At 40.4% G+C, this 25,332-nt stretch carries 21 protein-coding genes; 15 read left to right on the plus strand and 6 right to left on the minus strand.

What is annotated here, in order from left to right:
* Positions 1-19: 19 nt before the first annotated feature.
* The 3 genes from OCU78_RS05705 (at position 20) to OCU78_RS05715 (ending at position 3,155) form a co-directional block, all read left to right on the plus strand.
* Positions 20-1,564, plus strand: coding sequence for a L,D-transpeptidase family protein (locus OCU78_RS05705; RefSeq protein ID WP_137372585.1), 1,545 nt, complete (start codon positions 20-22; stop codon positions 1,562-1,564).
* Positions 1,565-1,738: 174 nt separating this feature from the next.
* Entirely contained in the window at positions 1,739-2,287 is a 549-nt protein-coding gene (locus OCU78_RS05710) for a DUF882 domain-containing protein (protein ID WP_137372586.1), read from the plus strand.
* 214 nt (positions 2,288-2,501) lie between these two features.
* On the plus strand, positions 2,502-3,155 hold the full coding sequence (locus OCU78_RS05715; RefSeq protein ID WP_137372587.1) for an MBL fold metallo-hydrolase: 654 nt from the start codon (positions 2,502-2,504) through the stop codon (positions 3,153-3,155).
* On the opposite strand, the gene OCU78_RS05720 is transcribed toward OCU78_RS05715, so the two are convergent.
* A complete protein-coding gene (locus OCU78_RS05720) occupies positions 3,152-3,841 on the minus strand; it encodes a DUF2982 domain-containing protein (protein ID WP_137372588.1) in 690 nt (229 codons plus the stop codon). The genes OCU78_RS05715 and OCU78_RS05720 overlap by 4 nt on opposite strands.
* A gap of 218 nt (positions 3,842-4,059) precedes the next feature.
* Between OCU78_RS05720 and OCU78_RS05725 the strand changes: the two genes are divergently transcribed.
* The 9 genes from OCU78_RS05725 (at position 4,060) to OCU78_RS05765 (ending at position 16,039) form a co-directional block, all read left to right on the plus strand.
* Entirely contained in the window at positions 4,060-4,467 is a 408-nt protein-coding gene (locus OCU78_RS05725; RefSeq protein ID WP_137372589.1) for a MarR family transcriptional regulator, read from the plus strand.
* A 591-nt stretch (positions 4,468-5,058) separates the two neighbouring features.
* The gene (locus OCU78_RS05730; protein ID WP_137372590.1) at positions 5,059-6,156 is read left to right on the plus strand and encodes a TRAP transporter substrate-binding protein; all 1,098 of its coding nucleotides are present in this window, start codon (positions 5,059-5,061) and stop codon (positions 6,154-6,156) included.
* 204 nt (positions 6,157-6,360) lie between these two features.
* Positions 6,361-6,900, plus strand: a complete 540-nt coding sequence (locus OCU78_RS05735; protein WP_137372591.1) for a TRAP transporter small permease subunit — start codon at positions 6,361-6,363, stop codon at positions 6,898-6,900.
* Positions 6,901-6,909: 9 nt separating this feature from the next.
* Positions 6,910-8,193 (plus strand): TRAP transporter large permease, encoded by a 1,284-nt coding sequence (locus OCU78_RS05740; protein ID WP_137372592.1) that lies wholly within the window; start codon positions 6,910-6,912, stop codon positions 8,191-8,193.
* A gap of 106 nt (positions 8,194-8,299) precedes the next feature.
* Positions 8,300-9,655 (plus strand): cache domain-containing protein, encoded by a 1,356-nt coding sequence (locus OCU78_RS05745; protein ID WP_137372593.1) that lies wholly within the window; start codon positions 8,300-8,302, stop codon positions 9,653-9,655.
* Positions 9,648-10,286 (plus strand): response regulator, encoded by a 639-nt coding sequence (locus tag OCU78_RS05750; RefSeq protein ID WP_137372594.1) that lies wholly within the window; start codon positions 9,648-9,650, stop codon positions 10,284-10,286. Before OCU78_RS05745 ends, OCU78_RS05750 begins: the two co-directional genes overlap by 8 nt.
* A 171-nt stretch (positions 10,287-10,457) precedes the next feature.
* Complete coding sequence (locus OCU78_RS05755) at positions 10,458-12,059, plus strand: BCCT family transporter (protein ID WP_137372595.1); 1,602 nt, start codon at positions 10,458-10,460, stop codon at positions 12,057-12,059.
* A 265-nt stretch (positions 12,060-12,324) separates the two neighbouring features.
* Entirely contained in the window at positions 12,325-13,896 is a 1,572-nt protein-coding gene (locus OCU78_RS05760) for a BCCT family transporter (protein ID WP_137372596.1), read from the plus strand.
* Positions 13,897-14,155: 259 nt separating this feature from the next.
* A complete protein-coding gene (locus OCU78_RS05765) occupies positions 14,156-16,039 on the plus strand; it encodes a methyl-accepting chemotaxis protein (RefSeq protein ID WP_137372597.1) in 1,884 nt (627 codons plus the stop codon).
* A 114-nt stretch (positions 16,040-16,153) separates the two neighbouring features.
* On the opposite strand, the gene OCU78_RS05770 is transcribed toward OCU78_RS05765, so the two are convergent.
* Entirely contained in the window at positions 16,154-16,870 is a 717-nt protein-coding gene (locus tag OCU78_RS05770) for a 3'-5' exonuclease (RefSeq protein ID WP_137372598.1), read from the minus strand.
* Between the two features lie 5 nt (positions 16,871-16,875).
* On the minus strand, positions 16,876-18,765 hold the full coding sequence (locus tag OCU78_RS05775) for a DUF294 nucleotidyltransferase-like domain-containing protein (RefSeq protein WP_137372599.1): 1,890 nt from the start codon (positions 18,763-18,765) through the stop codon (positions 16,876-16,878).
* A 157-nt stretch (positions 18,766-18,922) separates the two neighbouring features.
* Between OCU78_RS05775 and OCU78_RS05780 the strand changes: the two genes are divergently transcribed.
* Positions 18,923-19,546 (plus strand): outer membrane beta-barrel protein, encoded by a 624-nt coding sequence (locus OCU78_RS05780; protein WP_137372600.1) that lies wholly within the window; start codon positions 18,923-18,925, stop codon positions 19,544-19,546.
* 141 nt (positions 19,547-19,687) lie between these two features.
* Here OCU78_RS05780 and OCU78_RS05785 read toward each other — a convergent pair whose 3' ends face one another.
* From OCU78_RS05785 to OCU78_RS05795, 3 genes are all read right to left on the minus strand, one after another.
* Positions 19,688-20,878, minus strand: a complete 1,191-nt coding sequence (locus OCU78_RS05785; RefSeq protein WP_137372601.1) for an amino acid aminotransferase — start codon at positions 20,876-20,878, stop codon at positions 19,688-19,690.
* 208 nt (positions 20,879-21,086) lie between these two features.
* Positions 21,087-22,589 (minus strand): HD domain-containing phosphohydrolase, encoded by a 1,503-nt coding sequence (locus tag OCU78_RS05790; protein ID WP_373367618.1) that lies wholly within the window; start codon positions 22,587-22,589, stop codon positions 21,087-21,089.
* 389 nt (positions 22,590-22,978) lie between these two features.
* Positions 22,979-23,278, minus strand: a complete 300-nt coding sequence (locus tag OCU78_RS05795; protein ID WP_137372603.1) for a hypothetical protein — start codon at positions 23,276-23,278, stop codon at positions 22,979-22,981.
* Positions 23,279-23,478: 200 nt separating this feature from the next.
* Here OCU78_RS05795 and OCU78_RS05800 point away from each other — a divergent pair, with 200 nt between their 5' ends.
* Both OCU78_RS05800 and OCU78_RS05805 read left to right on the plus strand, forming a co-directional pair.
* On the plus strand, positions 23,479-24,882 hold the full coding sequence (locus tag OCU78_RS05800) for an aminotransferase-like domain-containing protein (protein WP_137372604.1): 1,404 nt from the start codon (positions 23,479-23,481) through the stop codon (positions 24,880-24,882).
* Between the two features lie 183 nt (positions 24,883-25,065).
* A complete protein-coding gene (locus tag OCU78_RS05805) occupies positions 25,066-25,275 on the plus strand; it encodes a hypothetical protein (protein WP_137372605.1) in 210 nt (69 codons plus the stop codon).
* Positions 25,276-25,332 lie beyond the last annotated feature (57 nt).

Consider the following 25,332-nt stretch of genomic DNA (forward strand, 5'->3'; position numbering starts at 1 on the left):
GGTGGGTATGGAGCGTGCTATGTTAGTGAGATTGTTTGGCGGATTATTACTTCTGACTTCTTTTCAAGTTTGGAGTTTGACGGGCTTATATGAGAGAGGGTGGATACCTGAAAGTTCCTCTCTTAAATTTTATGTTCTTTATCCTGAACTCACAGAAAGCTTTTATACTGATTCATCTTCTGCCTTATTGTGGAATGACTCTGAAGCTTCTGAAATGCTTGAATTTCAACTATCAATTATCGACCGTTCTGAGATAAGTCCTTTATTTGAGCGTCAGTTGCAAAGGCTGAGATATTATAGAGAGCAAGAGCTTTGGTTTGAGCATGATATCCTTTCAATGGATACTCTGATCTTTTACCTCAGTTATTCTGAAAATGCACCTTTGATAGGTAAGCCTTGGTATTTTGAGGATAAACTTCATGCAAAGCTTCCTAAGCCTTCCCCACACTTGTTGTTCAACCTAAAGCGAAACTTGGAATCCAATACTCTCAAGGAGTTTGTGCTTTCTTATGCGCCCCCTGTCGGCGATTATAAGCAATTTAAACATTCATATTCACTTTTGGAAGATTCTATTGTCGAGCCTATTGAACTTTATCATCAGTTGGGACTAAAACGTAAAGGTGACGAGTTACTTGACCGAAGCTCTCTGATTAAAAGAATGTCTTTAGTCGGCATTAATACCCAGTTGATTGAACCAGATATTGTTTATTTTGATGAAACACTCGAAGTTGCACTATTAGATTTTCAGGCTATGCATGGTTTAAAGGCTGATGGAGTTATAGGACCTAAAACGATGGCGTGGATAAACATGAGCCCAGAAAGGCGCTTACATAGTTTATCGCTAAATGCCGAGCGGGCTAGATTATGGCCGCAGGAACGAGACTCCATGATTCTAGTTAATGTACCTAGTTTTGATATGAAATATTGGTCTGATGGTGAGGAAGTGTTTGAGTCTAAAGTTGTGGTTGGAAAGCTATCTAGAAAGACACCATTATTAACGACAAAATTGGATTCTGTGATTTTGAATCCGACTTGGAATGTGCCTTGGAAAATAATGGTTGAAGACATATTGCCTAAAGTTAAAGCGGATAATACTTATCTACAAAGGCACAATTTTGAAGTTATTGAAAAATGGCGCTCACCTGAGTCATTGAATCCTGATGATATTGATTGGGCAAGTATTAACCCTAGAGCATTCCCATATAAGATGCGGCAGCAAGCAGGAGTGAAAAATGCGCTAGGGTTATACAAATTTAACACCCCTAATCGACGTGCTATTTATCTACACGATACCCCAAGTAAAGGTTTATTCGATACTGACCGACGGGCATACAGCTCTGGCTGTGTTCGAGTGGAGGATGCTGAAGAGTTCGCAGAGTTATTAATACAGAAGCATACAAAGAAAAATTTTGAAGACAGCACGGCTCTCAAAGCAAATACTAGAGTTCAGTTAAGAAAGCGCATTCCAGTGCATATTATTTACCAAACGGTTTTATTTGAAGATGAAGGTATCCAGTACCGGAGTGATATTTACAAATACGACAGCATGAGTAATGAAGGGTGATCTTGACTCAATTTTAACATTTGTCGCTTTGTGAAAAATTCATAAACAGTTTCAATAACTAAAGGCAGTTTGATTACTCATTCTGCCTTTCTCTCGTGTTTCATCGAATTGACTCATAAAAAAACCTTCTGTATTGTCCGTTTTTTGTTCAATTTAGATGGGTCAATTTGCTGTATGTCTCAAAATGTTTTCTCTCGCCGCCAATTTTTATCTATGGCTGGCGGTAGTGTTGTAATAGCTTCTATTGTTCCTTCTACTGCTTTTGCTTCTTACCCAGATAAGCCAAGAATCATTGCAATGAATAATTTGCATACTGGCGAAACGCTAGAAACTTGCTATTTCGATGGTGTAAATTATTTAAGCGATGAAATGGCTCGTATCAGTAAGCTGTGCCGTGATTTCCGTAGAAATGAGATTCATCCAATGGATAAAGGTCTGTTTGACCAATTATCCAGTATCCAGAATCTACTTGGTGTGAATACTGAGGTTCAAATCATTTCTGGTTACCGTTCGCCTGCTACGAATGAAAGCCTTCGTTCTAAATCTAGTGGGGTGGCAAAGAAAAGTTATCATATGCAAGGTCGTGCTTTGGATTTTAGGCTCAGTGGCGTGAATTTAAAGGAAGTCAGAGATGCGGCGAAAAGCCTTCAAGCAGGTGGTGTTGGCTACTATGCGAAAAGCGATTTTATTCATATAGATACAGGTCCTGTTCGCAGTTGGTAAGACTCACGTGACAAGAAAAAGTAATTAATTAAAACTCGGTGTGCATTTTTTATTGCACAGGTTGAAGGTAAATTCTTGAGCTTGTCAAAATGAGTGTCCAATGTCATAGTTTGCCTTTAAATTTATAGCTCACTGTAAGCGTTTTTATCTTTTACGGTGTTCATATTGGCAATTCATATAGCCAATTATCAAGTTTGCTTTCAAAGGTTTATCTATGTCTCTTAAATATCAAGTAGTGCCTGTCACTTCATTTTCTCAAAATTGCTCTATTGTTTGGTGTGATGAAACGATGGAAGGCATTGTGGTTGATCCCGGTGGCGATGTTAAACAACTTGCTGCGATTATTGAAGAACTTGGCGTTAAAGTTGTTAATTTGGTATTAACTCACGGGCACTTAGATCATGTTGGTGGAACTGAGCCACTGGCTGAAATCTTGAATGTAGAGGTTATAGGCCCGCATAAAGCTGACCTTTTCTGGCTGCAAGGTCTGGAAGGGCAAAGCCAAATGTTTGGCTTCCCGCTTTGTAAAGCATTCGAACCTAATCAGTGGCTTGAAGAAGGTGACCTAGTTACGTTTGGTAATCAGAAAATTGATGTTCTTCATACTCCTGGTCACACGCCTGGTCACGTTATTTTATTTAGTGATGAAGCACGCTTGGCTTTCGTTGGTGATGTATTGTTCAACGGTGCTATCGGTCGTACTGACTTTCCCCAAGGTGACTTTAACACTCTGATATCATCAATTAAGACAAAGTTATGGCCACTCGGAAAAGACGTAACGTTTGTTCCAGGTCACGGGCCTGAGTCTACATTTGGACGAGAGCGGGTATCTAACCCATTTGTAGCTGATGAAATGCCATTGTACTAATTCATTTCGTTTGTGTTAGTAAGCTCGGCGGCTGCAAGGTAGCGTCGAGCTAAACCGACAAACTCTTCCCCGCTCATATTTATTTCATTGGTTGCGATAAATATATCAAAGCCGTGATAGCTTCTCTGATGTTTCATTCTATTCGCTAGCATAGCCAGCATGCCTGTATAGGCGGTATGTGCAGGGCTTTTGTCTATATAGTTATTAGAATCTAAAACTATATCTTCGAACTTAGCTTCGCTTCCAGCTTGTTTAGCCCCTAAATACAGTAACCCTCTTTGGCTGAGTAATAGCTCACAGGCCACTTTTGGGCAGATTGAGTCTAAATAGGGCTTGTAGTGTTTAAGTTTTATTCCTATCCAAGGTAGTGGCTCGTGCCAACCATCTTGTTGAAATGTACATATTGAAACCTCCTGTACGTTATCCCATTTTACGACCCATCCACCTTTGAAAAAGTGCTGTTGTAGATGTGTAGAAGTGAGTGTGATCATGACATGGCTACGCAAAGCAAAGTAATAAATGCTAAAGAGAATGCTGGTTAAAGTTAGAATGGTCACCAGCATGGGTTTTCTATATTCGTTGTAAATCAGGAAAAAGATGAAAAACAGTGCAAAAAAGTAACCGATCGGTTTGATGAAGTAATGCCAAGACGGCAGTGTAAAATTGCTAAGGTGGCGAGTATTCATAGGCAGCACCATGTTTCATATATCACCAATGGATGGATAACCAGTATATAAGCCCTTATTTAATAAAACGATGATTAAATAATAGACGCTGATAAACAATATACGTATTTTTCGTCGACTTTCGGCTCTTCACTCTACAAATAGCTCCTGTTTTTTGGTATAAATCGCGCTTCAAATTTTCACCACTGCGCAAGAGCAGTGAACTGGAGAAATATTCAATGAGACTTGCTCATAAGCGTAAGGTGCAGGCTAAACTGCAAAAACGTATTAAAGCGGCTGTTGCTAATGTAGAAGTTGCAAAAGCAGCAGTAGCGCCTAAATCGGCGAAGCCTGTCGCAGAGAAAGTTGTCGCAGAAAAAACTGTAGCAGCAAAACCAGCGGTAACAAAAGCAGTAGCAGCAGCGAAAAAAGTAGATGTTGCACTGACACCTAAGCAGCAACAAGTACTAGACATTGTTGTGAAAAATGCTGAAGGTATTAACCCTAAAGGTATCGGCTTAGAAGCTGGTCAGGAAGATGCAAAAGCAGCTTCATGGGCTACAGGCGCATTGAAAAAACTTCTAGAAGAAAATCTAGTAGCGAAAGAGCAGCTTGCAGGTAACAAAGTTATTTACAAAGCTATCTAATTGACAATGCTCGCTGATCTCATTGTTTGAGATTAAGTGACTCAGTTATACAAATTCAAAGCCTCGATTTTCGAGGCTTTTTTGTTTTGATTAACGTTCAACTATAAACCTTCTTATTTTCCTACTACTTTCAGTATTGTAAACAAAACTCTGACTGGCTCTAGTTCTCTACTTCTTGGTGTTGAGTGCTCTGGTGAAAATCAAGTAGGCTTTGACCCTACTTAGTCACATCTAATTGGAGATTGGTTCTCTTCACACAAATAGAAGCTTTTAACTCACTACACGTTGTTTAGCGCTTAATACCCGACACAAATCACGAATTGGGTACATGATGTTAATTATCAATATAAGTAACTACGTACGTATTCCTATCTTAGATCTGTTTCGGCTTAGTTGTAACTTATTGAAACTAAGTCAAGCTATCTAAAATCCTACGTATAAGTACTTAACCCTTTGGTCTAATGCCCTTTGTTTGCCTAATTTTAGGTGCGTGATAGCGCTGATTTCTTATTGTTCCTAAAGCGTCCATTCTTGTTTGGAATCATAAAATGCTCATTGAAAGAGTATCTGAAACTAACCAAGGACGTGAACATGAGTCTTATCCAACACTCACTGAAACGAGTTTTTAAAAATGTTGCAGTAACTGCTGCTGCTTGTTTCGCTTTAGTTGCTACAGGTGCGACTGCTGCTGATAAAGTTTACCGCTTAAAACTGGCTGAAACGTGGGGACCTAACTTCCCAGTATTTGGTGATGCGACTAAAAACATGGCTGCAATGGCTGAGAAAATGTCGAATGGACGTTTGCAGATAAGAATTGATTCTGCAAATAAACATAAAGCACCACTTGGTGTATTCGATATGGTTAAGTCAGGTCAGTATGATATGGGGCACTCGGGCTCTTACTACTGGAAAGGAAAGGTGCCAAATACGCTGTATTTCACCTCTATGCCTTTCGGTATGACACCTGCAGAGCAATATGCTTGGTTCTACCACGGTGGTGGTATGGAACTTATGGAGCAAGTTTATTCTCCGCATAACCTGATGTCTTTCCCTGGTGGTAATACAGATATCCAAATGGGCGGTTGGTTTCAAAAAGAGATCAACAGTGTTGATGACTTGAAAGGTCTTAAGATGCGTATCCCTGGCTTTGCTGGAGAAATCTTGGCAGAGCTTGGCGCAAAACCAACGAATATTGCCCCTGGTGAGCTATACACTTCTTTAGAGCGTAGAACCATTGATGCTCTTGAATGGGTTGGTCCATCACTAGATTTACGCATGGGTTTCCACAAAATCGCCCCTTACTACTACACAGGTTGGCATGAGCCAGGTTCTGAACTTCAATTCCTAGTGAACAAACGTACGTGGAATAAATTACCTGAAGACCTACAAGAAATTCTACGTGTAGCAATGCGTACAGCTGCTTATGACATGTATACACAAGCAACTCATGAAAGTGGCAAAAACTGGGTATCGATGAAAACAGAATACCCTGATGTTCAAGTTAAAGATTTCCCACCTTCAGTAATGGCTGCTCTGCAAGAAGCGAATGACCGTTTACTTGCTAAGCACGCTGAGAAAGATGCACTGGCGAAAGAAATTCAGAAATCTCAATCTGATTACTTACAACAAGTACGTTCGTGGACTGATATTTCACACCGTGCTTACTTGAACAGCCAGGCGAAAAAATAGCAGTTAAATAACAATAATAAATGGCGCTTAACGAAAGCTTGGGACGAAGTTCCTTACAGAACGACTTAAACGCCATAAACAATTTTTTAATAATTAACAACAATAAAAATGGTACAGAGGCCTTGCCTAGTACCGAAGTCCAAGAACCTTTTTAGCACCACTACTAATTTGTGGTGGTGCTTTTTCAATTCCATGGAGTCGGAAATGAGAAGTTTGATTTACATTGAGCGACTGTTTAACCGCATTGGTGATGCACTTGGCTGGTTATCCAGCATGCTATTTATACTGTTGGTTGCGAATGTGGTTTATGACGTTGTGATGCGTTATGCCTTTAATGATGTTTCAATCGCTTTCCAAGAGATGGAGTGGCATTTATTTTCAGCAGTATTTTTATTAGGTGTTCCATACGCGATAAAGGCTGGTGGGCATGTACGTGTGGATGTATTTTACGAAAGACTTTCCTTCAAAGCACAAGCCATTATTGATTTACTCGGCACTTTCATTTTCTTACTTCCTTTTTGCCTGCTTGTTGGTTGGTATGGAATCGATTTTGCGAGAGAAAGTTACGAATTAGGTGAGATCTCAGGAGACCCTGGAGGTCTGCATTACCGCTGGATAATTAAAGCTATGATTCCGCTTTCTTTCTTCTTAATGGCACTCAGTGGTGTCGGGCTTATTCTGCATTCGTTGAATAAGATTATTAACCCTCATTTAGTTCATGCGAACTTTAATCAGCCTAAATAGGAGACGATGATGATTGGAATTATTATGTTTTTTGTCGCTCTATTTGCACTGCTTTTAGGGTTCCCGGTTGCTTTTACTTTTGGTGGTATTGCATTAATTTTCGGTGTTTGGGCCGAAGGGTTCGAAATGTTCGCCTTTATGCCTTATCGAATTCAATCAATCATGGAAAACACGGTACTGATGGCCGTCCCACTTTTTGTTTTTATGGGCTTGGTTCTCCAAAAAACTCGTTTAGCTGAGCAGTTATTAGAATCAATGGGGCGCTTATTTGGCGGTGTACGTGGTGGTATCGCTATTTCGACTGTCTTAGTGGGTTCATTACTTGCTGCCTCTACTGGGGTCGTTGGGGCATCGGTTGTCGCAATGGGGTTAATTTCCCTGCCTGTAATGCTTAAATATAATTATGATAAAGGGCTAGCGTGCGGAACAATTTGTGCGTCAGGAACTTTAGGGCAAATTATTCCACCATCTATTGTACTTATCCTTTTAGGTGATGTACTTGGTGTACCTGTTGGTGATTTATTTCAAGCCGCAATATGGCCTGGTGTCATGCTGGTCGGGGCGTATATTGTTTACATTTTAATTTATGCCCAGCTGAACCCTGAATCTGCACAACCGATTGAACGCGATGATTCAATTAGCCGTAAAGAAGAGGTTGTTAAAGCACTTAAAGCCATCATTCCACCTCTTGCATTAATTATTGTTGTTCTTGGTTCTATCTTTGCTGGTGTAGCCACACCTACGGAATCAGCAGCTCTTGGTGGTGCGGGCGCTATTGTACTTGCGTTTTTATATGGTCAATTTAGCTGGGGCATGATTTTCGATGCATCAAAAGAAACGGTAAAAGTAACAGCAATGGTTTTTGCTATTTTACTTGGTGCGACAGCCTTCTCTATGGCATTTACTTACACTGGCGGAGACTATTTAGTTGAAGAATGGATGCTTGCTATTCCGGGGGATAAGTGGGGCTTTTTGATCATCACTATGTTAGTTATTTTGATCCTGGGCTTCTTTATCGATTTTGTTGAAATTTGTTTTATTATCGTACCTATTATTGCCCCTGTTGCTGAGCTTATGGGTATCAATATGACTTGGTTCGCGATCTTAATTGCAATGAACCTTCAGACGTCGTTTTTAACTCCGCCATTCGGATTCAGCCTATTTTATCTTAAAGGGGTTGCTCCAAAAGGTGTAACGACTCAGGATATTTACCGTGGTGTTATGCCATTCATCGCCATTCAAATTTTAGTATTAGCCTCATTACTCGTTTTCCCTGGGTTTTACGGTATGTGACCAGATTCGATAATGTAGACGAATGATTTCATAGAGTGTTAATAAATTTGATAAAGTAAAACTGCTTGCTGAATAATCAGTGAGCAGTTTTTTATGAGGAAAAGGAATGCCTCTAAAAGCCAAGCTTATCTTGCTTACCTTACTGCCTTTATTAATTGTATCTGCCAGTATTAGCTGGATTTCACTACATCAGGCTAAAACACTCGGTGAGAAAGAAGTCGAAATTTTTAGGGATAGTTTGATCAAATCAAAAGAGAGCGCGCTGAAAGACAGTGTTGATCTCGCGTTTGATGCTATCTCTCATATCTATAATGATCCTAATGCTATTGAAGCAGAAGCCAAAGATGAAGTGCGCAGCATTCTTACCAAGCTAAGGTATGGATCTGATGGATATTTTTTTGCTTACGATAGCGAAGGAACTAATCTGGTTCACCCCATCTTACCTGAGCTTGTCGGTCGGAATTTGCTACATATACAAGATAATGATGGGGATTACTTAATTGAAGCCTTACTGCGAGAGGCCAAATCTGGCGGTGGTTTTCATCAATACTTATGGCAGAAACCCTCGACAGGTGAAGTCGTCTCTAAATTGAGTTATGCCGAGTGGCTAGATAAGTGGGACTGGATGGTGGGGACAGGTCTTTATATTGAAGATGTTAGCCAAGAAGTCGCAAATATGCAGGCGGCGATCAATAAAAATATTGAGACAACCTTCTTTTCTATCATGGTGATTTTATGTGTCACTGTAGCAGTGATTATCGTACTTACTCTCGCCATTAATATGCGTGAACATAAGATTGCCGATAATAATTTAAAAGAACTAGCGCATAAGACTGTGATGTTTCAAGAGGATGAAAAGAAACACTTAGCTCGTGAATTACATGATGGAATTAATCAACTGCTTGTTTCCAGCAAGTGCCATTTAGAGCTTTTGAATCATAAAATTCAAGATGAAGAGCTACGGGTTTATTTAGATAAATCACAGCATTCGTTGATGACTGCCATTGATGAAGTTAGGAACATTTCACATAAGCTTCGTCCTAGTGCTTTAGATGACATAGGCTTAGAAGCTGCTTTATCGAGTTTATTGATTGATTTTAAAGCTCATTCAGGTGTAGAGGTTGAAACTTTCTTTAGTACTCAAACTGGGAAGTTAAAATCTGAAGCGGCGACTACGCTTTATAGAGTGGTTCAAGAATCACTGAATAATATTGAAAAACATGCACAAGCGAAAAAAGTGACTGTCGTTTTGCATCAAATGGGCAATATGCTCCAGTTAATGATTAGGGACGATGGAATAGGCTTTAACGCCCAAAGTGTCATGCACAAACGTGGAATCGGCTTGAGGAATATGAGAGAGAGAGTCGAATTCATTGGAGGTGAGTTTGAATTGGTTGCAGAGACAGGCTTTGGTACAGAAATAACCGTGTTATTAACACTAGAAGGATTGGTGTATGAGTGAAGCGATTAAAGTGGTGATAGTGGATGATCACCAAGTTGTGCTCGATGGCTTTATGGCAAGGTTAAGTTTAGAACCTGATATAGATGTGATTGGCACTGCGAGCAATGGGTTGGAGGCGGTTGAACTTGTTAAGCAATTAAAACCTGACGTCACCCTCATGGACATTAGTATGCCTATTATGAACGGTATAGACGCAACGCACTTGATCAAAGAATCTCAACCTGATGCAAAAATCCTGATGCTGACGATGCATAATAATCGTGAATATATTATGAAGGTGATGCAATCGGGGGCGGTTGGGTACATGTTGAAAGAAATATCATCAGAAAAGATGGTGCAAGCGATTAAAACAGTGAATCAAGGTTCAACATACTTTTGTGAAAAAGTGACTCAAAATTTATTTTCTCAACCTGTAAAACCCACTCAATCGCTGAAAAATCCATTAACAAGAAGGGAAGAAGCAGTATTGAAATTAGTTGCGGGAGGGGAGAGCAGTAAGAAGATTGCGCATCAATTGAATATAAGTTACCGAACGGTAGAAACCCATAGGCATAACATTAAGCATAAGCTTGATATTCACTCAACTGCAGAGTTGGCAAAATATGCTGTAAATTTGGGCTTAGTTGAATGATTTTACGCTAAATTACGGTAAAAGTGTAATTTAATTACTTTTATTGCTGGTTAGCCCAGTATTTTGGAGGTTTATTTAGTTTTTTTGCGACATATTGATACTATTCTCGACGGAATTTACGCACCGAATGCAATATTGCTAATTTAAGGTGCCGCAAATTAGAGAGGGAAAATGGAGCCTGTAAAGGATAAGTATAGTATTGATAATACTGATTACACAGTAGGTCAAGACAACGTCCAGAAGTGGGGTTTTGATGTACATAACCCTGTATTTGGGATTAGTGCTGGCGCAATTATTTTATTTTTAGTTGCACTGCTTGTTGCTGATTCAGAAACAGCAAAAGCCGCCCTTGATGGCATGAAGTGGAAAGTGCTTGGTAACTTCGATGGCTTCTTCATGTGGTCTGCAAATCTCTTTGTGATTTTCTGTTTTGCCCTCATTGTCTCCCCTTACGGTAAAATCCGCCTTGGTGGCAATGATGCCAAAGCAGAGCACTCAAACTTATCTTGGATGTCGATGCTATTCGCTTCAGGTATGGGTATTGGGCTGATGTTCTGGGGTGTGGCAGAGCCTGTTGCTTATTTCACTGGTTGGTATGAAACGCCTCTTGGTGTTGAAGCTCATTCACCTGAAGCTGTAAAGCTGGCGTTAGGCGCAACTATTTATAACTGGGGTTTGCATGGCTGGGCTATTTACGCAGTAGTAGCACTTGCTCTCGCGTTTTTCACTTTTAACAAAGGCTTGCCTCTTTCAATTCGTTCAATCTTCTACCCATTATTAGGTGATAGAGCGTGGGGTTGGTTTGGTCATATTGTTGATATCATAGCCGTACTAGCAACATTATTTGGGTTAGCAACGTCTTTAGGGCTAGGAGCTCAACAAGCGACAAGTGGTATTAACCATGTATTTGGTACCGATGGTGGTATTGGTATGCAGCTTGTTGTGATTGCAGTTGTAACAGCTCTAGCGACGATGTCTGTTATTCGAGGTATCAATGGTGGTGTTAAGTTACTAAGTAACATTAATATGGTGGTGGCCTTTGGTTTGTTGGTCTTTGTCGCTATTGCTGGTGGCATAGCTGGTATCAAAGCAATTCCAACAGCTTTAATGGGCTACATTGAGAACTTTATTCCGCTAAGTAACCCGCACGGTCGTGATGATGAAACTTGGATGCAAGGTTGGACTGTATTTTACTGGGCTTGGTGGATCTCATGGTCACCATTCGTAGGCATGTTCATCGCTCGTATTTCTAAAGGTCGTACCATTCGTGAGTTTATGGTTGCAGTGTTGTTCATCCCAACAACGGTTATCGTTATCTGGATGGCTATTTTTGGTGGCATTGCGATTGATCAAGTAGTCAATAAAGTGGGCGAGATAGGTATTAATGGTCTTCAAGACATCACTCTTTCTCTGTTCCATACTTATGATGCACTACCAATGAGTTCAATATTATCAGTGGTTTCTATCGTATTGATTCTGGTGTTCTTTATTACATCTTCAGATTCGGGCTCGCTAGTTATCGACAGTATTACTTCTGGCGGTAAAGTTGATGCACCTGTACCACAGCGTGTTTTCTGGGCTGTTATTGGCGGAGCTATCGCTGCTGTACTATTGTGGGTTGGTGGTACTGAGTCTATTCAAGCTTTGCAAGCTGGTACAGTATCAATGGCATTACCGTTTACCTTCATCCTGTTGTTGATGTGCTTAAGCCTATTACTTGGTTTACGTACTGAAAATCAATTGATGAAGTTAGAAAGTAGTACTAGTCAGTAAAGCTGATAGAAAAAATCATAATAATAAAGGTCGAGCTACTCGACCTTTTTTGTATGCAAAATTTATACAATATTGTTTAGTGGTCAAATTATCGACGAACTCACTTCTGTTTGCTGAAAAAATAGCACTAAGCTGCTAGAATATGTGCATCCAAGTATATGAATTATTGTGAAAACGAGCTTATTCAGCTTGGATCGATGATGAAGTTCGTTTGTACAGTCACAAGGTAATAAGGGATATTAGTAGTATTCCAAAGAGAGGAATAATGACTAAAGGTATAGATAAATACAGTATCGACAGTACGGATTACACTGTTGGTCAAGATAATGTTCAAAAGTGGGGGTTTGATGTACATAACCCTGTTTTTGGGATTAGCGCGGGTTTTATTGCACTATTTCTAATTGTAGTAATGGTTACTGATGCTGCGACTGCAAAAGCGGCGTTGGATGGAATCAAATGGCAGATTATTGGTTCGTTTGATTGGTTATTCATTTGGGCTGGAAACATTTTTGTTATTTTCTGTTTGGCTCTGATTGTTTCACCGTTTGGTAAAATTCGTTTGGGTGGCTCTGATGCTACTGCTGATTACTCATTTATGTCGTGGCTTTCAATGCTGTTTGCTGCGGGTATGGGTATTGGTCTTATGTTCTGGAGTGTTGCTGAGCCTGTTGCTTACTTCACAGGCTGGTATGAAACACCATTAGGTGTGGAACCTAATACTCCAGAAGCGGCCCGCTTAGCTCTAGGTGCAACTATGTACCACTGGGGTCTACACCCATGGGCTATTTATGGTGTTGTAGCACTATCACTGGCATTTTTTACTTATAATAAAGGCTTACCGCTTTCTATCCGTTCGATCTTTTACCCTATTTTAGGAGATAGAGCATGGGGTTGGGCTGGTCACATTGTCGATATCTTAGCGGTATTAGCAACATTGTTTGGTCTTGCGACATCCCTTGGTTTAGGTGCTCAGCAAGCGGCAAGTGGTATACATCATGTATTTGGGACTGACCCAGGTCTAGGGCTTCAAATTGCTGTAATTTCTGTTGTTACCTTATTAGCTGTTGTTTCTGTTCTGCGCGGCATTGATGGTGGCGTGAAAGTAATCAGTAACATCAACATGATTATTGCATTCTTGCTTCTTATTCTAGTTGGCATGATCGGCTATGCAGTATCACTTGGTTCAATCCCTACGACATTAATGGCGTATTTAGAAAACTTAATTCCTCTAAGTAACCCACATGGTCGTGATGATGAAGCTTGGTTCCAAGGTTGGACTGTATTCTACTGGGCTTGGTGGATCTCATGGTCACCATTCGTAGGTATGTTCATTGCTCGCGTTTCTAAAGGTCGTACCGTTCGTGAATTCTTGACTGCAGTACTTATTGTACCTACGTCAGTGACATTAATTTGGATGTCAGTTTTTGGTGGGTTGGCAATAGATCAAGTTGTAAACAACGTAGGCGAGTTAGGTTCAAAAGGCTTAACAGATATGTCGTTGGCAATGTTCCAAATGTTTGATTCACTCCCGTTTGGTAACATGTTGTCTATTATCGCGGTTGTTCTTGTATTAGTCTTCTTTATCACTTCATCAGACAGTGGTTCACTGGTTATTGATAGCATTACCGCTGGTGGTAAAGTGGATGCTCCAGTATTACAACGTGTATTTTGGGCTTTCCTTGAAGGCGCAATTGCGGTTGCATTACTTTGGGTTGGAGGCACAGAAGCGGTACAAGCACTACAAGCGGGTGCGATATCTACAGCGCTGCCATTTACCATTATTCTACTTATGATGTGTGTTAGCTTATTGATGGGTATGCGTACTGAGAAGCGTTAATTCATCGATAAAATAAGTGAATATGATTAGATAGCTAATCAAAATATATACGAAAGGCAGGTGGAATATTTCATCTGCCTTTTTTGTTTTGTACGAAACATAAACTGGTATATTTTTGACTGTGGCAGTGAATTGTCATGTTTTTTGGATTCAATTACAAATACTTACATTGTTAAAATAAATGGTCAAAAGCGCTCGAATTTGTGCGTTGAATTGGATAGTATGCGCGTGATCTCAATCACACATGGCGTAACTGACAATGACATTAACACTGAAGCAAAAGCTAATAGGCGCAAGCTTATCTGCGGTTGTATTAATGGCGACAGCCTTAACTTGGCTATCGGCAAACCAGCTTTTTGAACAAACTCGTAATGGGGTATATTTACGAGCAGAAAGCGTATCTGAAGCGGCATCGGAAGGCATCAAAAACTGGATCGATATTCGTAGGGATATTGCTTCAGCATTTAATGATTTCTCACAAGAAGATGATGTTGTTCCTTTCTTAAAGCAAGCTCGTGCAGCCGGTGGCTTTGACGATATTTTCTTGGGTACACCTGAAGGCGGTATGTACCGTTCTCATCCTGAACGTAACCGAGCGGGTTACGATCCTCGCCAACGTCCTTGGTATCAAGAAGCAAACGCAGCCGGTCGCCAAATTATCACGACGGCTTATACTGACGCAATTACTCAAGCGCTACTTGTGACAATCGCAGAACCCGTACGTCACAATGGTAACTTTGTAGGTGTAGTGGGCGCGGACGTATTGATTGATCAATTAGTGAGTGATGTTATTAGCTTAGATGTTGGTGATAATGCTTATGCAATGCTGATTGATGCAACCGACGGAACATTTTTAGCGCACCCAGATAAGTCACTAAGCTTAAAGCCTGTGAGTCAGCTTTCAAACGACCTATCCATGGCATCTATTGAGCAGTCAATGCGAACTGGAAGCATTGAAATGATTCATGAGCGTGGTGTGAATAAGCTTATCTACTTTACTAAAGTACCCAATACAAACTGGGTGTTTGGTGTGCAGATGGACCAAGCCACCGAAGAGGCTAATCACGGTACGTTACTTACTCAGCTAATTACAACGGCTGTTGTTATTACTCTAATTGTAATTGTCCTTGTGTCATGGCTTGTGAGTTTCTTATTCAGAGATTTGAAACGTGTTTCAGATGCTTTAGAAGAAATCGCTGGCGGTGAAGGTGATTTAACTCAGCGTTTAGAGCCTAAGAGTGATGACGAAGTCGGTCAGTTAGCTAAGAGCTTTAACCGCTTTGTAGGTAACATGCACCAAATGGTGATTAAGCTGAGCGATGTTTCTGCTGCATTATCGGAACAATCACGTTTAACCGCTTCACAAGCTGAAGAAAGAAGTGCACGTATACGTTTACAGCAAGATGAAATCAATATGGTTGCAACGGCTGTAAATGAAATGGCAGCTGCGACTCAAGAAATTGCAGGAAATGCAGATCATACGGCTCAAAACTCTTCTGAAGCAGTAGTAGCAAGTGTTCATGGTACTGACCAAGTTGCACAAACTCAAAGCTCAATTCAAAACCTAGCGGAAGAAGTTCAGGTTGCAACTAATGTGATTCAAGAACTTGAAGAGCACGGTAATAGCATCAATACGATTCTTTCGAATATCCAAGGGATTGCTGAGCAAACAAACCTGCTAGCGCTGAATGCTGCTATTGAAGCTGCACGTGCTGGTGAACAAGGGCGTGGTTTTGCGGTGGTTGCTGATGAAGTGAGAGTATTGAGCCAGCGTACTCATGGATCAACTCAAGAAATTCAAAAAACGATTGAGTTACTGCAAGGTACAACAGGTAAAGCGGTAAGTATCATGAATGATAGCCGTTCCCTTGCAACAACCAGCGTAGATGATGCGAACTCAGCAGCAGCAAGCTTAACGCAAATCCATACTGCGGTTGAGCGTATCAGTGATATGGCTATGCAAATTGCTTCTGCAGCAGAAGAACAAGCGTCAGTAACTTCAGAAATCACTCGTAACACTGAAGGAATTCGTGACGTATCTAATGAGCTTGCCACTGAGGCGCACGATGCTGCAGATCAAGCCGCTCAATTATCTGAATTGTCACACGAGTTAGAAAACGAAATTCGTCGCTTTAAGCTTTAAGCTGATAGTGATGCAGTTTTGATATTCTTAAGCGAATGTCATGACAAAAAAGGAGCCATATGGCTCCTTTTTTTGTCATCGAGATTTAAAGACAAATTGTGATTAGCATGAAAACTAAAGCCAGAAATCTTTAATAGGTTTGCTGGCATCAAAATGATGGGCGATTTGAGCCTGTAACAATTCTGCGGTGGCAATTGCATCCGTAAGGGCATGGTGAGGTGAGTAATCAGGTAAACTGTAGCGACGTCTGCTTTGCCCAAGACGAACAGACTTTGGCTTCTTACCTTTTAGCTTATTCCAAAGTCCTCCGGCGTCTTTATGCTGAATTTGTGATTCGATCTCTAATGTATCGAGTACCGGAAATTCGATCCCTTCGCCTAGGCGAACTTTCAGAGCATTCTCTAAGAAGTCTCTCTCAATTCGGCGGTAGTGGACCACAACGATATGTCCTGATATTGCCTTTAGTACTTCATCCAGTACTTCATCTAAATCGGGCGCATCTATGATGTCATTGTGGGTAATACCATGAATAACCACTGACTCTTCTTCAAGTTTCTGACTGGGTCTTAATGTCCAGTGGCGAGCATCTTTGAGATAGATTCGATTTAACGTAAATGGGACTAATCCAATCGTAATAATTCCGTCTTTCTTCGCATTGAGTCCTGTTGTTTCAAAGTCCAATGCTAAAAAAGTAACTTCTGATAACGGGGTATCAGGTGCAGGTAAAGGATTACTGTAGAACTGTTTTAAACGTTCATCTTTTGCCCGCTCAAGTTTCTGAGAGAATTTAAATGGCCAATCGACAGAAGGTGACTTAAATAATGAATTCATAAGCGTTACTTAAAGCTATTGTTGGCTTGGTAGCGGAATTTTAAGAAGTTCTGAGCGTTACTGAGTATTTGGAACGCATCTTTAAGGTTGCGGCGTTCAAAGTCAGAGAGATTTTCTGGCTCGATATTATTGTCAGGTTCAATCTCATTGGTGACATCTAAAGCTTGGTGTCTAATTCGAACCATAGAAATGAATTCCATGGCATCTTTTAAATCCTGAGCTCTGCCTTTTGGAAGAATGCCGGCATCGAGAATATCGTCTAGACGTTCGAATGAGTTCTGAGAACGTGATGCTACCGCGAGTGAGTGAACACGAATAAGGTCAGCAAGTGGGGCTGTACCACGTCTTTTCAGATTAATTGAATTGTTATGGCGGCCATCTTTTTCCATCACAAAGTCTTTAAAAAAACCAAGTGGAGGCGTGCGGTTTAACGCATTTCTGGCTAGGCAAGCTAAGAAACGATTATTCTTACGAGCGCGTCTAATGATGAAACTGTTTAGTTGTTCCGCCCATTTTAGACGGCCAAATACACCGTCTAAATCAAAAAATATGGATGCATTGAGTAATGCTTTTGGATTTGGATTATCTATCCAATCAGCGAAGCACTCTTCCCATTGGGTGCGCGTCATTCGCCAAGTTGGGTTAGTCGCCATGATGTCGCCAGTACAATAGCTATAGCCACATTGATCCAATCCATCACAAATGAACTTAGAAAGGTCTTCAAAATATTGGTTATGTTTCTCATGATTGAATGTGTCATCAAGGATGATAGCGTTATCTTGGTCGGTCACAATTAATTGTTCATCACGACCCATAGACCCAAGAGCAAGGAAACAATAAGGGATAGGAGGCGCACCTAAAGATTCTTCTGCTAGTTCAATTATACGCTGTTTGAAACTGCGACCAATTACCGACATTGCAGTACCAACCATATGTGCATTGGCATCTTCGTTTACTAATCGAACAAAACTGTCTTTCACTTGTTCAGAGAGAACTTTGAGGTCTTCAATCGTTTGCTGCTGGAAAATACTGCTTACAAGTAGCAGAGAGTTTTGAGATTCGTAACGTACGATATCAGTGGTTTCGATAATACCAATTGGCTTTCTGTCTTTGAGGACTGGCAAGTGGTGTACGTTGTAGCGAAGCATGGTGAGCATTGCTTCGTAAACATAAGCGTTATGATCGAGCGATATTACTTCGTGAGTCATCACACTAGCAACATCATCTGAAGGATCAAGTCCCTGTGCGAGTACGCGTGTACATAGGTCGCGGTCAGTAATAATACCGATTACTGGCGTTGAGTCATCATCTTCATTTTCAACAATTTCAGGATCAATAATAAGCAATGCTGAAACGTGTTCTTCAGCCATCATGGTCGCAGCTTCTTGGATAGTATGACTTTTATCTATAGAAGGAGCTTCACGTGTGAGCAGAGTCTTTACCTTAGAAGTGGTCAAGTCATTGGCATCGTTACTGTCAGAGTTGGCTTGACGAAGTCGAGCATTATCTTCTACTTCTACAAAATCGGCGAAAGTATCGAATTTTTCGTACAAATCTTGAAATACACTTTCTGGAATGCAGTAAAGTAATGTGTCTTCAATTGCTTTTACGGGAAAGCGAACTTTATTATTGGTGAGCAGCCCCATCTGTCCGAAGATATGACCTTCATCGAGTCTATTATATAACTCACCTTTTCGACGATATACTTCGACTTCACCACTTCTTACCATGTAGAGGTCGTTAATCTGGTCACCAAAATGAATAATAGGCGTACCTTGTCGGTAGTAAGAGATTTCGACACTATTAGTAATAATGGTGAGAGTTTCTTCAGACAATTCGCTGAATGGAGGGTATTGCGCTAGAAAGTTTTGAATTTCTAATAGCTCGGCTTCCATAGGGGGCATCCATAAATTCGTATGGTTTTATGTTACAACAATTGCAAATATATTGCCGTCATAATTCATTCTGTGAGCGAAAACCTTTTTAAAGTCTGATGGATAGGCTACCTTTTTATGAGTTCAGTCAGTTTATTATCAGTTAAAGAGGTGGCTAATGTTCAAGTATAGTTTGGTTACTGTATTGATGGCTTGTTCATCGATAGCATGGTCGAATGAAAACCCAACAGATATCCTTGATTACGATTACATTTATGCCTCAGCAGGATCTGGTAGCTTAAATGAGGATGCTGCAGCAAATGCGAATGCATCCGTGTATGCACTGGGTGTGAGTTACATGATGAATGATAATTGGTTGTTAATGGGTGATTATACCGCGAGGTTTATCCACCCTGATGATACGACTACTCGGATTGATACATTAATGGGTGGGATCGGTTATCGTTATAATCTCATGCAAGATTTCGATTTTATTGCTTCTTATAATTTAGGTATAACGAAAGCAAAGGTTGAGCTAAATACAAATAATATAGCAGTGTCTTCGGATACAGAGCTGATTCACGGTGGGAAAGTCGCGCTTAACTATGGCTTTGCAGAGTCCTGGATAGCCAGTGGTAGTATTCAAGTGAATAGGAGTGATCTTATTGATGAAGAAATTTATCAAACAAGTTTGCGTTATTTAGTCACAAGTCGGTTTGCGATTGGTGGTTTTTATGCTCACCGCGATGGTAATACACAAAGAACTAACGAGTTGGGTATCAACTTCTTACTTGAGTACTAAATTCCCTCTTAAAGTCATAGGGAGCATTGTTTACGCTCTGTGACTTTCTAAAATTTAGCGATTAAAAAAGCCAGCATTGCGCTGGCTTTTTACATTAATCATTAAATAATCGATAAGATCATTTGCATTGGACAACCAGCGTTATAAAACGGCTGCGATACCTTTACAAAGTGGACCCATGTTCGATTTAGTCATACCAGCAACGCTGATTCGACCTGAACCTACAATGTAGATTGCAAATTCATCTTTAAGTCGAGTTACTTGTTCTTTTGTTAGACCAGAGAAAGAGAACATGCCGTTTTGACGTTCGATGAACGTGAAGTCTGCGTCTACACCTTCAGCTTTTAGTGTCGTTACAAAAAGCTCACGCATTTCTTGGATGCGATCACGCATCTCAGCAACCTCAGCTTCCCATTCTGCTCGTAAATCTGCATTACCTAAAATATGAGTAACTACAGCACTGCCGTGAGCTGGTGGGTTTGAGTAGATAGAGCGGATGATGCTCTTGATTTGAGAGAATGCAGTTGTTGCGATATCTGCTGATTCAGCAACAAGAGTGAATGCACCTACACGTTCGTTGTATAGACCGAAGTTCTTAGAGAAAGAACTCGCGACTAAAATCTCTTTGTTGTACTTAGCAAAAGTACGAAGACCAGCGGCATCTTCTTCAACACCTTTAGCAAAACCTTGGTAAGCAAAATCGAATAAAGGTAGTAACTCTTTTTCTGCTACCAATTTGGCTAGAGTTTCCCACTCATCAGCAGTTGGGTCGATACCTGTAGGGTTATGACAGCAACCGTGTAGAAGCACGATGTCACCAGCTGATGCTTTTTCTAAGTCAGCAACCATGCCCGCAAAATCTTTGTCTTTTGTTTCTGCATTGTAGTAGCTGTATTGAGCGGTTTCGATGCCGGCAGCAGCGAATACACCATTGTGGTTTGCCCAAGTTGGGTTACTGATCCAAATTTTCGCATCGCCCAGTTGACGCTTGATGAACTCACCAGCAACACGTAATGCACCTGTGCCACCAGGAGCTTGAGCTGTTTTAGCACGTAGACCAGATACGATTTCTGAATCAGCACCGAAAAGTAGTTTCTGAACGGCAAGGCCGTATTCAGCCGTACCTTCAATTGTTAGGTAAGATTTTGTTTTTTCATTCTCAAGAAGCGAAGCTTCTGCTTTCTTTACTGTTTTAAGAACCGGAGTTTGACCGTCTTCATTTTTGTAGATACCAACACCTAGGTTGATTTTTTCAGCACGAGTATCTTTTTTAAATTCTTCAGTTAGTCCGAGAATTGGGTCTGCAGGAGCAGCTAAAACTTTTTCAAACATAATCTTCATCCATGTCAATTGAAGGGAGGATAGTAACAACTCCAGTATTTATACCTGTAAGGTTTTTTTAAGACAACATGAAGCGAACAGAAAAGTAAAAAAAAGTCAGTTTGAGAGCGATTATTCAATCAAGACTAAAGTTTTCATAAAAAAGCCCCTAATGAGGTGCTCATTAGGGGCTGAAAATTCGTGTTTTGTAAGCAATGAATTAAACAGGCTGGGTTATGAAGCTTTCTCGCTCTAATTCACTCAAATCAGCCTTGCCATCTTTATAATTTGACGCGATATCCACAAACTTGTCTTCAACCGCTAAGAAAGCGTCAACTACTTGAGGGTCAAAATGTGTACCATTACCTTCAAGAATAATGCTTTTTGCTTTGTCATGAGAAAATGCGGGTTTATAGATACGCTTTGAAATGAGAGCATCATAGACATCAGCAAGGGCCATTAAACGCCCTGATAACGGGATATCTTCACCTGAAAGCTGATTAGGGTAACCAGAGCCATTCCATTTCTCATGGTGCGTTAAGGAGATTTCTTTGGCGACCCTAAGAAATGAACTGCTTCCTAATTGTTTTTCAGCTATAGAAAGTGCTTCTGCACCAATTTTAGGGTGACCTTTCATTATCTCAAACTCTTCATCCGTCAGCTTCCCTGGCTTAAGTAGTACATTGTCAGGAATACCGACTTTGCCTACATCATGAAGTGGCGCTGATTTATACAGTAATTCAATATATTGAGGGCTGAGTAACGAGGAGTGCTTGTCAGATAAACTGAGGTGCTCGGCGAGTACTTTGACATATTCTTGGGTTCTTAATATGTGAGCGCCAGTTTCATTGTCTCGTGATTCAGCCAGTGCCGATAAACTCACAATTGCAACATCACGTGTAGTTTTTACTTCAGTTTGTGCTGACTCTAGGCTATCAAGCATCGAGTTTGTTAAAGAAGCCATTGAGCCGAGTTCATCGTAGCCAAAGATAGGCAGCCTAACGTTAGTATCACCTTTTGTTACCTTTTCTAATGAACACTCTTGACTGAGTAAAACTCGTTTAATGAGCTTACTCCATAGCATCATGATGGTAACAGCATAGCCAGCCAGTACTACAGATAGAAATATAAACTCTTTAATGACACTGATTTTTCCAGTTCCATCTAGCAAACGGGCTGGGTTGTGTTCTAACCAAAATACATCTTTTACAGCAACCATTGTGAGCATTGTAGTTAGTGTACCCAGTAGCAATACGACTAACCAAATCATTTGCTTTACTAAAGAGATACGCTGACCTGACAATGAAAAATCGAATTGACCAGTACGATCCATTTCGTCCATTTGAGCAAGTTTAGCAACTAGCTGTAAAATCGTTCCAGTGAAAAAGCCGAACAAAGACATTCCAAACAACACTTTTAGATTGCTGTCTATTGGGAAATCGTAACTCATACTGTAATAGAGAGCGAAAGGGACACTTGCGGCAAAGAATAGAGTGGTGTCTAACTGAGCAAACTTTGTTTCTTTTACTAAGGGATGTTTAGTGAGCACAAAGTGCCGGATCAGAAACATGATCGAAAATACGATACTGACGTGTGTTAAGACTTCTTGCGCAGTAAGCGTTTCTAACATCGGGCATACTCGCCCGCCATATATACCAAATAAAGCACCCGCAATAACGTATAACTTGAACGTTAAAGACGCATTATAGTTTGATTTATCCATGGATAAGCCCTTTTGTAAATTCGCGCTAGTACCTTTATTCATGCTCGCAGCTTTAATTACGCTAGTATCTCATTTTCACTAATATCATTATTTTCGACATAGTTTTTTACTAGCGGCATAGCACTTTATTAGCGATTTAGTTCTTTTACTAGCGACATAGTTCTTTGCTAATTAGACGCTGATTTCTGCATTGTAGTTGATGCTAGCAAGCGATAGCCATAACTGTGATGAATAAAGACCGGGGATTCTATCGGTAGATTTCACATAATGATATAAAAAATTTAACAATAAAAAGTATAGGTAAATCGAGTGCAGAAATAAAAATAGCTCCTAACGATATTTAGGAGCTATAACCAATTGATAAAATTGTATTTAATAGGGTTTGCGCGTTATTTTTTAAGATTTATTTGTGACTCAATAGAGTCTGTTTCTATATTTGGGTGCGAAGCTAACTTGTCCGTAGCCCACTCATTAATGTGCTTTAAAATCGCAGAAACAGCCTGTTTTTTGGAAACTGTTTGTCCCTGTTCTACTTCTAGTTTCTGTTTTGGGTGAGAACCTGTTGAATCTTCAGCAATGTGTAACCAGTCTGGATGCCAGTAATACGGTTGTCCGCTTGGTGCAGTCCAACTATGAACACCATTTGATTCACCTTTGTAATCTAACTGTTCTGCATCTATTTTTTTCATTGTTATCTCGCATAATTTGTAGGGTTAGAAACATGACTAATTAGGTCATGTAATCCAACTTAGCAGAGCAGACAAAGTTATCTGTGATTTATTTCACACAATTACCGAAATTTACTGCAATGGTTTCGTTCGGTAGGTTCGAGAACTCACTTAATGTTAGAGTATCCAGTTGATTGAATTTATTAAGGTAGTTGTATTACATGGCACGTTATGAAGAACTGGCAAAGGATATCCGAGATCAGATCGCAAATAATACTTGGCGATCGGGTGAAAAGATCCCTTCAGTTCGAATGAGCTGCCGAAACTACAATGTAAGCAACAGCACCGTACTTCAAGCTTATCAATTACTGGAAAGCCAAGGTTGGATAACAGCAAAACCTCAATCGGGATATTTTGTGACCCCAAGAGTGGATGGCGTTCAAAGTAAGCCTGAAGAAACCAAAGAAAAAAAAGCTATTAATGATCGATTGTTTGATTTTTTAAAGTCGAGCTCTGCAGAAGGGGTGGTTCCTTTTGGCTCCGCTTTTCCAGATCCGGCTTTATTTCCACTTCCAGCGTTGACTCGTAACCTAGCTAGCGCAGGACGAAAGATGACAGGCGCTAGCTTGATAGACAATCTTCCCCCAGGAAGTGAGTCATTACGCCGTCAGATTGCACAGCGTTACCTTCAGCAGGGTATCACCGTGAGTCATCAAGATATCGTCATTACTTCTGGGGCAATGGAGGCTCTTAATCTTAGCTTGCAGGCGGTTACGCAAGCGGGTGATAACGTTGTGATTGAGTCTCCGGCTTTTTATGGTGCATTGCAGGCGATTGAAAGGTTAGGGTTGAATCCAATTGAAGTTGATGTATGCCCAGAAAATGGACTGGATATAGAACAGTTTTCCCGTGTTTTAGAAAGCCATGATGTGAAGGCTTGTTGGTTGATGACAACATTCCAAAATCCTACCGGAACCAGCTTATCAAATGAGCAAAAACAAGAAGTGGTTCGAATTGCGGCTCAACATAATGCTTACATTATTGAAGATGATGTATATGGGGATTTGTATTACTCTGAAGTGAAACCTAAACCACTTAAAGCATTCGATAAATCAGACTCTGTATTACTATGTGGTTCGTATTCTAAGAGTTTATGTCCAGGTTACCGAGTCGGTTGGGTGGTGAGCACGCGCTTTACTGATCCCATACAAAAGCTTCAATTGATGTCTACTTTGTCGAGCAGTGCACCAGTTCAGCTTGGCATTGCTCACTTTCTTACACATGAAAGCTATGATAATCACCTACGTAAATTAAGGAAAAATCTCATTACGCGGAAAGAAGCGTTTATTGAGCAGCTAAAAAGATACTTTCCTCAAAATATTAAAATACTTGAACCAGATGGCGGGTATTTCATATGGGTTCGCTTTGATCCTCCTTTCGACAGTAATACGTTTTATCAACAAGCTATCGCAGAAGGGATAAGTGTTGCATCGGGTGATTTGTTTAGCGAAAACGGAAGTGTGGATCATGCTATTAGATTGAATTTTTCCTATGAACTCACCGAGCAAAAGGATGAGGCGTTGAGATTATTGGGTAAGCTTGCACATCGACTTAATTATTTATAGCTCCGAATAACTAATTTTGGTCGCTTTGGTAGTTGTCTTCTACCTTGAGGGGTTTAAATTCATATTTTATAGACAGAGCTCTCACCACATAAACTGTATGGCTTGTTAGCGCTAGAACTGTACGCCTTTGTTCGACGAAAACTGTGTTCCAATATATATAGATTAATAATTGGAGATACGACAATGTTGAATACACAAATGGGAAATGAAGTTAAGTTAATTCTAGTGGCTATTGTATGCGCTTTATTACTCATTATTGGACACGTATTACTTGCTAAAGCATTTGCAGATATGGCTTGGGCGGAATACACAACCGCTGCTATCCCATTTGTTATGCTTGCAATTTGTGGTGTCGCCATCAAATTTGCAGCTTCTCAAGATATCGACTCTTAGCCGTGAGTCTTTAATTTTTGCATTTGTTCTAGGCTCTTGCGAATAATCCATCAAAAG

This window comes from Vibrio gallaecicus, from assembly GCF_024347495.1.
GTDB lineage: Bacteria > Pseudomonadota > Gammaproteobacteria > Enterobacterales > Vibrionaceae > Vibrio > Vibrio gallaecicus.

Excerpts from the sequence above, each read along its gene's own strand:
- OCU78_RS05705 (WP_137372585.1), top strand. The coding sequence starts at position 20 with ATGTTAGTGAGATTGTTTGGCGGATTATTACTTCTGACTTCTTTTCAA.
- OCU78_RS05710 (WP_137372586.1), top strand. The coding sequence starts at position 1,739 with ATGTCTCAAAATGTTTTCTCTCGCCGCCAATTTTTATCTATGGCTGGC.
- OCU78_RS05715 (WP_137372587.1), top strand. The coding sequence starts at position 2,502 with ATGTCTCTTAAATATCAAGTAGTGCCTGTCACTTCATTTTCTCAAAAT.
- OCU78_RS05720 (WP_137372588.1), bottom strand. The coding sequence starts at position 3,841 with ATGAATACTCGCCACCTTAGCAATTTTACACTGCCGTCTTGGCATTAC.
- OCU78_RS05725 (WP_137372589.1), top strand. The coding sequence starts at position 4,060 with ATGAGACTTGCTCATAAGCGTAAGGTGCAGGCTAAACTGCAAAAACGT.
- OCU78_RS05730 (WP_137372590.1), top strand. The coding sequence starts at position 5,059 with ATGAGTCTTATCCAACACTCACTGAAACGAGTTTTTAAAAATGTTGCA.
- OCU78_RS05735 (WP_137372591.1), top strand. The coding sequence starts at position 6,361 with ATGAGAAGTTTGATTTACATTGAGCGACTGTTTAACCGCATTGGTGAT.
- OCU78_RS05740 (WP_137372592.1), top strand. The coding sequence starts at position 6,910 with ATGATTGGAATTATTATGTTTTTTGTCGCTCTATTTGCACTGCTTTTA.
- OCU78_RS05745 (WP_137372593.1), top strand. The coding sequence starts at position 8,300 with ATGCCTCTAAAAGCCAAGCTTATCTTGCTTACCTTACTGCCTTTATTA.
- OCU78_RS05750 (WP_137372594.1), top strand. The coding sequence starts at position 9,648 with ATGAGTGAAGCGATTAAAGTGGTGATAGTGGATGATCACCAAGTTGTG.
- OCU78_RS05755 (WP_137372595.1), top strand. The coding sequence starts at position 10,458 with ATGGAGCCTGTAAAGGATAAGTATAGTATTGATAATACTGATTACACA.
- OCU78_RS05760 (WP_137372596.1), top strand. The coding sequence starts at position 12,325 with ATGACTAAAGGTATAGATAAATACAGTATCGACAGTACGGATTACACT.
- OCU78_RS05765 (WP_137372597.1), top strand. The coding sequence starts at position 14,156 with ATGACATTAACACTGAAGCAAAAGCTAATAGGCGCAAGCTTATCTGCG.
- OCU78_RS05770 (WP_137372598.1), bottom strand. The coding sequence starts at position 16,870 with ATGAATTCATTATTTAAGTCACCTTCTGTCGATTGGCCATTTAAATTC.
- OCU78_RS05775 (WP_137372599.1), bottom strand. The coding sequence starts at position 18,765 with ATGGAAGCCGAGCTATTAGAAATTCAAAACTTTCTAGCGCAATACCCT.
- OCU78_RS05780 (WP_137372600.1), top strand. The coding sequence starts at position 18,923 with ATGTTCAAGTATAGTTTGGTTACTGTATTGATGGCTTGTTCATCGATA.
- OCU78_RS05785 (WP_137372601.1), bottom strand. The coding sequence starts at position 20,878 with ATGTTTGAAAAAGTTTTAGCTGCTCCTGCAGACCCAATTCTCGGACTA.
- OCU78_RS05790 (WP_373367618.1), bottom strand. The coding sequence starts at position 22,589 with ATGGATAAATCAAACTATAATGCGTCTTTAACGTTCAAGTTATACGTT.
- OCU78_RS05795 (WP_137372603.1), bottom strand. The coding sequence starts at position 23,278 with ATGAAAAAAATAGATGCAGAACAGTTAGATTACAAAGGTGAATCAAAT.
- OCU78_RS05800 (WP_137372604.1), top strand. The coding sequence starts at position 23,479 with ATGGCACGTTATGAAGAACTGGCAAAGGATATCCGAGATCAGATCGCA.
- OCU78_RS05805 (WP_137372605.1), top strand. The coding sequence starts at position 25,066 with ATGTTGAATACACAAATGGGAAATGAAGTTAAGTTAATTCTAGTGGCT.